Below are 12,221 nucleotides of genomic sequence, written 5' to 3' on the forward strand. Positions count from 1 at the left end.
TCACAGATTCTTATCATGTAATTTGTCATGCTGAGCTTGTCGAAGCACCGAATCATTTCGACAGGCTAAATGTGACAACTATATCTATTTGAGCATTGAAAAATATTCTGCTAACGGTCCTAGGGCCAGTGCTGGAAAGTAAGACAATGCATTGAGCACTAAAATCACCGCAAAAGTCATTAAGGCAAAGGTTTTTGTATCGGTTTTTAATGTTCCGGCAGATTCAGGAATGAACTTTTTAGCGCCAAGCAAACCTGCAATTGCAACCGGACCAATAATGGGTAAGAAACGACCCAGAAAAATAATAACTCCGGTAAGTAGGTTCCAGAATACATTATTATCGCCTAAACCTTCAAAGCCAGAGCCATTGTTGGCGTTAGCGGAAGTAACCTCGTACAACATTTCGGAGAAACCATGGAAGCCTGGATTATTTAACCAGTTTTTCGGCTGTGTTGCCCAACCTGCATCGGCATAATTGGCAAACACGTAACTCGAAATCGCCGTGCCAGCGAGGATCAAAAACGGACTTAATAAAGTGATGATCGCCGCAATTTTGATTTCTCTGGCTTCCACCTTGTGACCTAAAAATTCTGGCGTTCTGCCCACCATTAATCCTGAAATAAAAACTGCGATTATTAAATAGATAAAATAGTTTAGCAAGCCAACGCCACAACCACCATACAAGCCGTTAATCATCATGGCCAGCAATTGCCATAAACCTGTTAGCGGCATCGTGCTATCATGCATGCCATTAACCGAACCTGTAGAAATTACGGTAGTTAATGTGCTCCAGTATGCAGTTGCGGCAGGTCCGAAACGAACCTCTTTGCCCTCCATTGCACCTGTAGTTTGTGCAATTCCCATTTTGGTTAGCGCTGGGTTTCCACCAAGTTCCGAGTTCAGGGTTGGAATCATCAGCATAAATAAACCGATGGTCATCACGCCGAAAATTGTCCAGCCTAGTTTTTTTCTTCTGATGAAATAGCCGAAAGCGATAACCATGGCAATTGGAATAATTACCTGGGCAATCATTTCGACCATATTGGTTAAATAACTTGGGTTTTCGAATGGGTGGGCAGAATTTGCACCGAAATACCCACCGCCATTCGTTCCCAAATGTTTTATGGCAATCATTTGCGCCGCTGGTCCACGAGAAGCATTTATGGTATCACCTTGTACAGAAAGGAATTGATCTTTAGCATCGTAACTGGCCGGGGTTCCGTTAAAGGTTAAAATTAGCGCAATAACAATGGATAAAGGCAGCAGTAATCTGGTAATTGCCTTTACGAAAAACTCCCAAAAATTACCAAGTAAGGTGGTTGTTTTATCTCTAAAAGCTTTAAATAATACAACAGCCGCGGCAATACCGGTAGCGGCACTTACAAACTGAAGAAACATCAGTACAAATTGTTGAGTGAGATAGCTGACGCCACTTTCGCCTGAGTAATGTTGAAGGTTACAGTTAGCTACGAAGCTAATAATGGTATTGAAAGCTAAATCTGGCGTCATACCAGGGTTACCATCAGGATTAAATGGTAGCTTATTTTGAAATATCAGCATTAAAAAACCGTAAACCAACCACAAGATATTTATGGTTAGTAAAGCTTTTAGCTGTTGTTTCCAGTTCATTTGCTCTTTAATATTGATGCCGGATAATTTGTAGATTCCATTTTCGAGCGGCTTTAAAAAGTCTGTCCAAACTTTTTCTCCTGCAAAAACCTTCGCCAAATATTTCCCCAAAGGGATGGCGATAATTAAGGTTAAGAGGAATGTGGCGATGATGCCAATTAATTCAGTGTTCATTTTTTTTGTTTTTGGAGAATAGGAAATTAGGAATGGCGATGTGGGCAATAGGAAATAGGTATTTGGAAATAGGCAATCATTTCCTATTTCGTATTCTCCCTTGCCTGGGGTATTTGAAAGTAGACTATCATTCTATTTTCTATTTCCCATTGCCTAGAATATCTGTAAATAGGCTATTTTTTATTTCCGATTCTCCATTCCCCCGCTATCCATATTCTCTGTTTTTAAAATTTTTCGGGTTTAATCAAAACGTAAATCATATAGATAAATACGGCGATTGCGATGATGAATAGTGCTAACATGGCTTTAAATTTTTTCGAACCAATCAATTGATTTGTAAGTTGCCCAACAGAGCAGAAGGATTACGAGTAATAGGATAATTGTCATAACTTATTGTTTTATGAAATGCCTATTGCCAACTCTTATGCCGATGAGTATGAAAAAATTTTAGTTTGCTGATTGTTAGTTGTTTATGTGTTTTAGTGTAGTTTTAAACATAAAAAAACCCTTCCATTTTGGAAGAGTTTTTTTCGTTTCGGAGTGATCTCTCAAAAACTGCTGAAGCAAAATTTAAAAGTAATTTGTTGCTTTCAGCTCAAAAAAAATCAAATTGCCGCTTAAGATGAAGCAATGATCTTACAATTCTCCAATGCCATATTCTTCAATTTTTCGGTACAGTGTGGTTAAGCCAATCCCCAACAATCTCGAGGTTTCTGTTTTGTTCCCTTTGGTGTGGATCAATACCTTTTGGATGTGCTGTTTTTCTATTTGATTTAAGTTAAATTTATTTTCCTGAGGGGTATATTCAAAAAAATCAGGTGGAAGTGCTGCAATGTTTAGTTGTGTTCCATCAGAAAGAATGACCATTCTTTCAATTACATTTTTTAGTTCGCGAATATTTCCTTTCCAACTATACTGCTGAAAAGCATTTAATATATTGTCGGTCATTTTCAATTCTGGCCGGTTAACTTTGATCGAAAATTCGCTCAGGTAATGCGCTGCCAAAGCAGGTATGTCGGCTTTTCTTTCTCTTAGTGGTGGTAGCGTTATTGTAAAAACAGAAAGTCGGTAATAAAGGTCAGCTCTGAATTTACCTTCTGCTGCCTCAACTTTTAAATCTTTATTTGTTGCCGCAAGCACACGCACATTCACCTGCTGCGTTAAAGTATCGCCCACTTTAATAAAACTTTGGTTTTCCAGCACCCGAAGAAGTTTAGCCTGTAAATCGAGATTCATTTCGCCAATTTCATCGAGAAACAAAGTACCGCCATTCGCTTCTTCCAATAAGCCCTTTTTATCTTTATTTGCTCCTGTAAATGCACCAGCCTTATACCCGAAAAGTTCACTTTCCAGCAATTCTGGAGAAAAACCACTACAATTCAACGCAATAAAAGGCTTCGCAGCTCTTGGACTTTCCTGATGAATAGACTGGGCAAAAACTTCTTTTCCTGTTCCTGTTTCGCCCAAAAGTAAAACGGTAGTATCTGTTTTACTTACCCGCTTTGCTAGATCAATGGCCTCTTTTAATGCTTTTGATTGGCCGATAATTGTTGCGAAACTATGCTTCGAATTTACCTTCTTATCAAGTTCAAAAATACGTTGCTGAAGGTTAGCCTTTTCCATTGCCCTATAAAGCAACGGAATGATTTTTTCGTTGTCATCTCCCTTTACAAGATAATCGAAAGCGCCGTTTTTTATGGCTAAAACACCATCAGCAATGGTGCCATATGCTGTAAGATTAATCACTTCGGTATAAGGCTTCAGCGATTTTATATCTTTTACCAACGCTACGCCATTTACATCCGGCAACTTCACATCACTGATAACTATGCTTACATCATTGTTTTTTAAAAGATTTAAGCCTTCTTTACCGGTATTCGCCTGAAGGGTTTTAAAGCCTTCCAGCTCAATAATTCTTGAAAGCAGGCTGCAGATTTTCTTTTCATCATCAATGATGAGGACGATGCCGTTCATAGGTGTAATTTATGGTGCAATATTAAGGATTAATAATTAGTCTTTATTTGTACCTTTTTCATTTCTACTACGCTAAATAAAACCATTTTAAGCATCTTTGTCTCACAAAGCAAATTCTATGTTTAAAAAGCTAACCCTGGTATTCATTTCCTGTTTCATCTTTTTTTTCTCTTTCGCTCAACAAATTAGGCCAGCAAAGTCATCTGAAATTTTTCGTGAAATTAAAACACTTCGGCATATTCCAAAGGTTCTTTACCTCGCGGCACATCCCGATGATGAAAATACCGGTTTGTTATCATGGCTAATAAATGAACAAGATGTAGAAACTGCGTATTTGTCATTAACCAGAGGTGATGGAGGGCAGAATTTATTAGGTACCCAACAGGGTGCTGCTTTGGGATTAATCAGAACGCATGAGTTGTTGGAGGCCCGGAAACTGGACGGGGCACAACAGTTTTTTACCCGGGCAATTGATTTTGGCTTCTCTAAAAATACCGATGATACTTTTAAACAGTGGGATGCGGATAGCATTACCGCAGATGTAGTTTGGGTAATCAGAAAATTCAGACCCGATGTAATTATTTGTCGTTTTCCACCAACTGCGGCTGCAGGACATGGGCAACATGCGGCATCTGCGGTGGTTGCCGAAAAGGCATTTAAAGCAGCTGCAGATAAAACCATGTTTCCAAACCAGTTGAAGTATGTTGATGTTTGGCAACCGAAAAGATTGCTTTGGAACACTTTTCGTTTTGGTTTGGTAAATACAACCTCCGAAAATCAATTGAAAGTTACGGTAGGGCAATTCGATCCACAACTCGGAATGGGTTATGGCGAACTTGCTGGTTTAAGCCGAAGTTTACATAAAAGCCAGGGAGCGGGAACGCAATCTGTAGCCGGCGTCAGGACAGAATATTTTACCCATGTTATGGGCGTCCAGGCAAGAGAAAGTCTTTTTGATAAAATTCCGCTTAATTGGTCTGAAAAAGGAATTGATAACATTGATGAGTTGATTGATATTATCCTGTTATCTTTCGATTATAATCATCCAGATAAAAGTCTACATGGGTTGTTAATGTTACGTCAGAGAATTTCTGAAATTCAGGATGCGAGCTTGAAGAAGGATAAACTGAATGACATAGACCACATTATTTTAAGCTGTACTGGTTTTATGGGCGAAGTGGTAACTAATCAGGCAGAGGCTATTGCAGGCAACAGCTACAATTTCAGCTTAAATGTAATTTCGAGAGGGGCTCCACCAGTAATTCTTGAACAAGTTAATTGGATCACTCAAACTGATGTATTAAATAAAAGGATTTCTGGAGATTCGCTGATCAACATCCAGCGTAAAATTCAAATCCCTTTAAATGCGGCGCTTACAGAACCTTACTGGTTAGAAAAGCCGGCGAAAAATGCAGCAACATTTAGCGTGCCCAATGATACCTTGATCGGTTTGCCAGAGCTTGCATCGCCATTAAATGTTTCGGTTGTTTTAAAAATCGGAACCGAAAAGTTTACGGTTAAACTTCCACTGTCATATAAAAAACTCGACCCGGTAAAGGGTGATGTGGTAGAGCAGTTGAGGATTATTCCGGCAATGGATTTAAGTTTTGCCGAACCGGTTTATTTCGCAAAAGAGAAGGAAGATTTGAAAGTAACCCTTCGCTTAAAGGCCAACAAATACATCAATTACGGTAAAGTGATTTTTAGAGTAGAAAATGCAACTATAGCCACTTTTACTGGTATCAATTTACCAGAGAATACCATTACCATTAAAGATTTTATACTGCCTGCTGGCGATCTGGCGAGAATAAAAACTGCTCAAAATAAGCTTGAAGTAGTTTTTTCTTCAGAAAATAGTGAGTTTACAACAGGCCAGGTGCTGATTCAGTATCCACATTTGCCATCATTGCAATACTTTGTTCCAGCCACAACCTGGTTATTAAAAGGCGACGTAAAAGTGTTGGCAAAAAAGGTGGGCTATATCCAAGGTGCAGGAGATTTAATTCCTGAGTTTTTGCGCCAGGCTGGTTTGCAGGTTGATGTTTTAACCGAAGCCGATATTTTAAATCCAAGCAAGTTGGCGTCTTATGATGCCGTAGTAACAGGTGTAAGGGTAATCAACACAGATAAACGGATTAAAAATTGGCAGGTGGCGCTTAAAAGCTATGTAGAAAATGGTGGAACAATCGTGATGCAATACAACACCACTCAAGATATGGCTTTGCAAGATTTTGGCATATATCCATTCAGCATTAGCAGTAAAAGGGTTACAGACGAAAATGCTGCTGTTAAATTTTTTAATCCAAATCATAAACTGTTAAGTTATCCAAATAAAATTACCGCAGAAGATTTTAATGGTTGGGTACAGGAACGAGGCGCTTATTTCCCAGATAAATGGGATGATAAATACGAGACACTTTTCGAAATGAATGATACTGGAGAAGAGCCGTTAAAAGGATCTACATTGTATGCAAAATACGGTAAAGGCCAGTTTATTTACACACCACTTGCATTTTTCAGGCAATTGCCTGCAGGAAATATAGGTGCTGCAAGGTTGTTTTTCAACTTTATATCAGCAGGGAAGTAGGATGAAAAACCAGCTCAAGAATTGGAATACATGGTACGTTTTGCTTGCATTAGCGCTGGTTTTCCAAATTGTATTTTATTACCTGTTTACTAGATTTTGGGCATGAGTAATATCGATTGGTTAGTACTCATCTTTACTCTGCTGGCTGTTGTTGCTTACGGTGTTTTTATCGGCAGGGGGCAAAAAAGTAATGCCTCATACTTAAAAGCCGACAACCAAATGCCTTGGTACATTGTGCTTATAGGCATTATGGCTACCCAAGCCAGTGCCATTACCTTTCTTTCTGCACCCGGGCAAGCCTATACGGATGGCATGCGTTTCGTTCAGTATTATTTTGGTTTGCCATTGGCGATGATCGTCATCTGCATTACCTTCATTCCGATATTTCAGCGACTAAATGTTTATACCGCATATGAATATCTGGAGCAACGTTTCGATAAAAAAACGAGGGTTTTAACCTCGCTGTTATTTTTGTTTTCCAGGGGATTATCAACCGGAATCAGCATCTATGCGCCGAGTATCATTCTATCAAGTGTTTTAAACTGGAATATTTATTTAACCAATGTTTTAACCGGTGGAATCCTATTAATTTACACCTACGTTGGTGGTGCAAAAGCAATCGCCCATACCCAAAAGCTTCAGTTCCTGATCATTCTGGGTACGATGGCATTTGCCGGGTATTTATTGGTTCAAAACATGCCTAATGGCGTTGGTTTCGGCGATGCGCTTTATCTTGCTGGTAAATCCGGAAAGCTGAATGTGATCACTACCGATTTCGACTGGAAAGATAAATACAACATCTGGAGCGGTTTGATCGGTGGATTTTTTCTTGCACTTTCTTATTTCGGTACCGATCAAAGTCAGGTGGGCCGCTACATTACTGCCAAAGATAATACCAATGCCAAAATGGGTTTGCTGTTAAATGGTTTAGTTAAAATTCCCATGCAGTTTGCCATTCTTTTAATCGGTGCATTACTGTTTGCTTTCTTCTCACTAAAACCAGCGCCGATTTATTTCAATGAACGCTCGTATCAATATTTAAAAGAAACACAACCACAGCAGGCTGCCGTTTTCGAGGGCGAACATCAGCTGCTTGAAGAAAAGTTTAATGCCCAGTCGAAGGCTATTTTAGCTCAGCGAGAAAAAAACTCTCCAGAATTAAATGCTTCGATTGCGAATTTTAAAGAAACCCAAAAAGATGTTAAAGATTTGCACAGTAGGGTAGAGGTGGCCATTAATAAAGCAAATTTTAATGCCGAGAAAACGGATACCAATTATATTTTTCTGTATTTCGTTAAAAATACTTTGCCAGTGGGTATGATTGGGTTATTGTTTGCCGTTATCTTTTTAGCCAGCTGGGGCTCTATTTCAGCGGCCTTAAATTCATTGGCCGCCTGTTCATTAAAAGATGTGCATCTAGTGTTCAGTAAGCGAGCCATGGACGATGCTACGGAGCTAAAGTACAGTAGGTTACATACTTTGGGTTGGGGGATATTTTCTATTGCGGTAGCCATGTTTGCCACACAAATGGGTTCACTTATTGAGGCGGTAAACGTTCTTGGTTCTCTTTTCTATGGTCCTATTCTCGGTATTTTCCTGGTTGCTTTTTATTTCAAGAAAATTAACGGATCAATTGTTTTTATCTCAGCTATCCTGGCTGAAATTGTGGTTGTCGGCGTTTATGAATTTGATGTGGTATCATTCCTTTGGTTAAACGTAGTCGGTGCCGCTGCAGTAATAATTTTTTCGACTTTAGGATTATTATTTTATCGTCGCAAAGCATTAGATTCGTAAACTCAAAACAACAAAAACAAATAAATAATATTACTATGAAAACGATGATTAAATCTGTTGCATTGCTTTTTACCGCAATAACGATTTCAGTAAGTGCAATGGCGCAAGATGCCGCTCAGCCAAAACCAAGTCCTGCGGCTACTGCAACAGGAAAGGTTAAAGGTGCTACCATCACTATCGCTTATAGCAGCCCTGCTGTTAAAGGACGTAAAATTTGGGGAGGTTTAGAAGCTTACGATAAAGTATGGCGTGCAGGTGCCAATGAGGCGACCACTTTTACCACTGATAAAGATATTATGGTTGAAGGTAAAACACTTGCTGCTGGAAAATATAGCTTCTTTTTAATTCCAAAAGAAAGCGGTACCTGGACAGCAATTTTTAATAAAGAACCAAAGCAATGGGGTGCATATAAATACGAAGAGGCAAAAGATGCTTTACGTGTTGAGGTGAAAACCAAACCTTTAAAAGCTACTCAAGAGCGTTTAATTTATAAAATCACTAAAACTGGTTTTTCTTTAGATTGGGATAAAATATCTGTTCCGGTAACGATCAAGTAAGCAGCTAAACAAATTTTTATAAGCCATTTCGGAAACACCGGAATGGCTTTTTTTTTTGGGGTGCGCCGGGCATGGCAATCGACTATAGGGTTAGAGTCCCGAACACGCTTAGCAGTAGGAGTGTTAGCTTAAGACAAGGGTGTCGTGGATGACTGCTAATCTGAAGGAAGTCCGAGGCAAATATGGGGCTTACGAACAGAAACTGTATACGAGGCGGATTTAGTCCGGGTGATGTTGCCCAACAAACAGAAGCCCAATACTGCACGGGGACTATTACGTAAATACAGAGGCCACATCCATAGGAAGTAGATTGTCTTACCCCGGGAGATCTGAATGAGTTCTGTCGAGTGTAAGCGCGATTACAGGAGAGGAAACATTTAGCGGGAACGTTCAATGGCTCACTCAGAAGTCAGCAGCGGTAATAGTACTGCGTTTTAGGGTGCAGGAAGGACCAAATGTTGAAATGGCAAAGGAAACAGGAAGTTTATGGTAGAGCGTTCACAGCGGAACCACATTAGCGAACTGCTTATATGAGGGTAGGACGGAATCCGAGAGTAAAATATAAGAGGAGCTGAGCCGAGCCGTGCAACCAATGGGCACAATGCCTGGCAATAGGTGAATATCATCGCTTGTCAAGAGATACTGTTTCAACAAACCGATGTATACCGAACGGTACGTACAGGTGTGAGAGAGGACAGATAGGGAACTAATCCCTATCTTCCCACTCGATTCAAGAAATAGCCTTTGTAAAGAAAGTATAACATAACCTGTACTTCATGCTAAAATGCTATTTTAGGCCGATTTTACATCCCCCATATGAAACTTGCACTTAATATTATCGCTACTGTTTTTCTTTTCCATTTGAATGTTCTGGCACAAAAGAAAGCCGTTCCTTTTTCCATCAAAACGCAACGGCCGGTTGATTTAGTGAACGTTTTTTTGGGCTCTTCAGGAGATCATGGGCAAATGTCGCCAGCGGCATCTTATCCGTTTAGCATGTTGAGCATTGGCCCTCAAACCTATCCGAAAACCCATACCGGTTACGAGTACCTGGCTAAAAAGTTTGAAGGATTTACACACAATCGTTTTGAAGGAGTAGGCTGCCAGGGCTCGGGTGGAAATATTTTTATCAAACCATTTTTAGGAAAAGAGCCGATGCAATCTACGCTTATCAAATCAACTGAAAACGCTAGTCCGGGATATTATAGGGTAGGTTTTGAAAATAAAATCGATGCCAGCTTCGCTGTTGCAGGTAATGCAGGCAAGCATGTTTATCATTATCCGAAAGGAGAAAAAGGAATTTATCTCGATTTAGGCTACGCTTTTAATGGTGCTTTTGTAACGGAAGAACATGTTGTAGATGGGAATGCTGTTTCGGGCTGGATAGAATCAAAAACGACATGTGGCGTAGGTAAATACCGGATTTACTATTATCTGGAAATTACGAGCAAGGTGAACTGGGAAAAACTATCAGAACATAAATTAGTTGCCAGACTAGATGTTGCAGCTACTTCAGCAGAAATTAATGTGGCACTTTCTTCTGTTAGTGTCGAATCGGCAAAATCGGCCATTTTAGATCAAACTCTGGAAGCCATTAAAAATAAAAGTACTGCGGAATGGAACAAAAATCTGGCTAAAATTGAGGTGAGTGGCGATCTGGAAAATGCGAAGCTTTTTTATTCGCTTCTTTACCGTACTATGCAATCTCCCTATGTTATTTCTGATCAGGATGGACAATACCGAAATACCAAGGCTGAACTTCGAAAAGACAAAGAGATAAGATACAACGGCTGGGCTATTTGGGATAATTACCGCACACAATTGCCGCTGCTTTCCATCATTACTCCGGATCGCTATGCCGGAATGGTTACTTCAATCGCTGATCTGTACGACTCAGGAAAGAAAGATTACGCAGGTCAAACCGAACCATCAAATACTGTTCGCAGTGAACATGCAATTGTGGTTTTACTTGATGCCTATCGCAAAGGCTATCTTGTGGATTTCGCCGGTATTGCCGATTCTCTGGAGAAAGAGGTTAAGGGATTAGATTACAAATCGCCTGATAAGGCACTGGAATCGAGCTATGACAATTGGGCTTTGGCAGAAATTTTTACGATTTTAAAGCAGCCCCAAAAGGCAGCGATTTATAAAAATAAAGCACTCGAATATAGAACCTATTGGAACAAGGATTTTAAAGATATGAGTAAACGGGATGTTGACCAAATGCAGGCAAGAGGTTTGTATCAAGGTACCATTTGGCAATACAGATGGTTTGTTCCTTACGATTTTAAAGGGTTGATAGCACTTGATGGGGGAGAGGAAGCCTACATTGCCAAGCTGGACGAATTTTTTGCTAGAGATTTGTATAACCATGCCAATGAGCCCGATTTACAGGTACCGCTGATGTATAACATAACCAGGCAAGGATATAAATCGCAATATTGGATGCACCGACTTGCCGCCGATACCGTCATTCAAAATTATTTCAATGATAATAGTAGGGGGATTGGAAGTTATATTGGTAAAATCTATAAGAATCAACCTGAAGCTTATTTACGGACTATGGATGATGATGCAGGGGCGATGAGCGCATGGTATATTTTTACAGCAAGCGGATTCTCTCCTGCTTGCGTAGGCTGGCCGGTTTACTATCTCAACGTACCGCTATTTCCATCAGTTACCTTCCACTTGCCGAAGGCAAAAACATTTAGGGTAGAGGTAGCGAATTTCAGCCCGAACAATAAATATATTAGACAGGTGTTTCTTAATGGCAAGCCCTTTAATAGAAATTATATTACGCAGGAAGATATTAAACAAGGTGGCGTATTAAGGATTGTTTCTTCTGCTGATCCTGTTAAAGTTTCGAGCACTGAAAACTGGATTTCAAGCATGGAATAAAATGATCGAAAATTTTCAATTTTAAATGAATTCGAAAAACAAATCATTCTCAGGCCTGTTTTAATAGTATAACTAGATACGACATGGCACCTTTAAAATTAAGCGAAGAACAAAATGCTACTTTAGGCAACAAAGCCCTAACAGAAAATACAAGCGATCAACCATTAGAACTTCATCCAGAGGCATACAAAGTGAAGGGGCCCTCTCCTGAAAAAATGAGTACGGTATCAGCTTCACTTAGGACATACGCAAACGGCCTTTATGGGTTGTTATAACAAATGCAAAAATTTAAATGCCCTTATTCACAAGATAAGGGCATTTGTTTTGGAAGATATTTAAAATAGTACCTCGAGTTTAAATATATAAAGTTACTTTCTGTCTCCATCAATGATGGTATTTCAATCATTAATACAAATCTGTGTGGTAGAGGTAATTAAAATTGTTAAGAGCGTCAAAACAATTGAGAAATTCATCCCATTTGGTAGATAAAATTCATACCATCTCCAGAATACTAGTCGATATTTGTTAGTTCTATTATCTCCTAAGAGACTATCCCTATTATGATTGAAAATATGCGTGCGATTAAGGTTGCAACTTGTCCAACCTGA

General features: G+C 39.5%; 8 protein-coding genes. 5 read left to right on the forward strand and 3 right to left on the reverse strand.

Annotated elements, in window-relative coordinates:
• Positions 1-84 precede the first annotated feature (84 nt).
• The 3 genes from kdpA to OQZ33_RS05990 all read right to left on the reverse strand — a co-directional run bounded on the left by kdpA (position 85) and on the right by OQZ33_RS05990 (position 3,777).
• Positions 85-1,803, reverse strand: coding sequence for a potassium-transporting ATPase subunit KdpA (kdpA, locus tag OQZ33_RS05985; protein WP_265798143.1), 1,719 nt, complete (start codon positions 1,801-1,803; stop codon positions 85-87).
• A 224-nt stretch (positions 1,804-2,027) separates the two neighbouring features.
• Positions 2,028-2,105 (reverse strand): potassium-transporting ATPase subunit F, encoded by a 78-nt coding sequence (locus OQZ33_RS24185; protein ID WP_082468366.1) that lies wholly within the window; start codon positions 2,103-2,105, stop codon positions 2,028-2,030.
• 334 nt (positions 2,106-2,439) lie between these two features.
• The gene (locus OQZ33_RS05990) at positions 2,440-3,777 is read right to left on the reverse strand and encodes a sigma-54-dependent transcriptional regulator (protein WP_265798144.1); all 1,338 of its coding nucleotides are present in this window, start codon (positions 3,775-3,777) and stop codon (positions 2,440-2,442) included.
• Positions 3,778-3,895: 118 nt separating this feature from the next.
• On the opposite strand from OQZ33_RS05990, the gene OQZ33_RS05995 reads away from it, so the two are divergent.
• The 5 genes from OQZ33_RS05995 to OQZ33_RS06015 all read left to right on the forward strand — a co-directional run bounded on the left by OQZ33_RS05995 (position 3,896) and on the right by OQZ33_RS06015 (position 11,888).
• Entirely contained in the window at positions 3,896-6,364 is a 2,469-nt protein-coding gene (locus OQZ33_RS05995) for a PIG-L family deacetylase (RefSeq protein ID WP_265798145.1), read from the forward strand.
• A gap of 102 nt (positions 6,365-6,466) precedes the next feature.
• On the forward strand, positions 6,467-8,158 hold the full coding sequence (locus OQZ33_RS06000) for a sodium:solute symporter (RefSeq protein ID WP_265798146.1): 1,692 nt from the start codon (positions 6,467-6,469) through the stop codon (positions 8,156-8,158).
• A 35-nt stretch (positions 8,159-8,193) separates the two neighbouring features.
• Entirely contained in the window at positions 8,194-8,715 is a 522-nt protein-coding gene (locus OQZ33_RS06005; protein WP_265798147.1) for a DUF2911 domain-containing protein, read from the forward strand.
• Between the two features lie 816 nt (positions 8,716-9,531).
• Positions 9,532-11,613: a glycoside hydrolase domain-containing protein gene (locus OQZ33_RS06010; RefSeq protein WP_265798148.1), complete on the forward strand. Its 2,082-nt coding sequence runs from the start codon at positions 9,532-9,534 to the stop codon at positions 11,611-11,613.
• An 83-nt stretch (positions 11,614-11,696) separates the two neighbouring features.
• Positions 11,697-11,888: a hypothetical protein gene (locus OQZ33_RS06015; RefSeq protein WP_265798149.1), complete on the forward strand. Its 192-nt coding sequence runs from the start codon at positions 11,697-11,699 to the stop codon at positions 11,886-11,888.
• Positions 11,889-12,221: the final 333 nt, after the last annotated feature.

This window comes from Pedobacter sp. MC2016-05, from assembly GCF_026239735.1.
GTDB lineage: Bacteria > Bacteroidota > Bacteroidia > Sphingobacteriales > Sphingobacteriaceae > Pedobacter.

Bases quoted from the DNA above. Each gene is read 5' to 3' on its own strand.
- kdpA (WP_265798143.1), bottom strand. From the start codon at position 1,803: ATGAACACTGAATTAATTGGCATCATCGCCACATTCCTCTTAACCTTA.
- OQZ33_RS06010 (WP_265798148.1), top strand. From the start codon at position 9,532: ATGAAACTTGCACTTAATATTATCGCTACTGTTTTTCTTTTCCATTTG.
- OQZ33_RS05990 (WP_265798144.1), bottom strand. From the start codon at position 3,777: ATGAACGGCATCGTCCTCATCATTGATGATGAAAAGAAAATCTGCAGC.
- OQZ33_RS24185 (WP_082468366.1), bottom strand. From the start codon at position 2,105: ATGTTAGCACTATTCATCATCGCAATCGCCGTATTTATCTATATGATT.
- OQZ33_RS05995 (WP_265798145.1), top strand. From the start codon at position 3,896: ATGTTTAAAAAGCTAACCCTGGTATTCATTTCCTGTTTCATCTTTTTT.
- OQZ33_RS06015 (WP_265798149.1), top strand. From the start codon at position 11,697: ATGGCACCTTTAAAATTAAGCGAAGAACAAAATGCTACTTTAGGCAAC.
- OQZ33_RS06000 (WP_265798146.1), top strand. From the start codon at position 6,467: ATGAGTAATATCGATTGGTTAGTACTCATCTTTACTCTGCTGGCTGTT.
- OQZ33_RS06005 (WP_265798147.1), top strand. From the start codon at position 8,194: ATGAAAACGATGATTAAATCTGTTGCATTGCTTTTTACCGCAATAACG.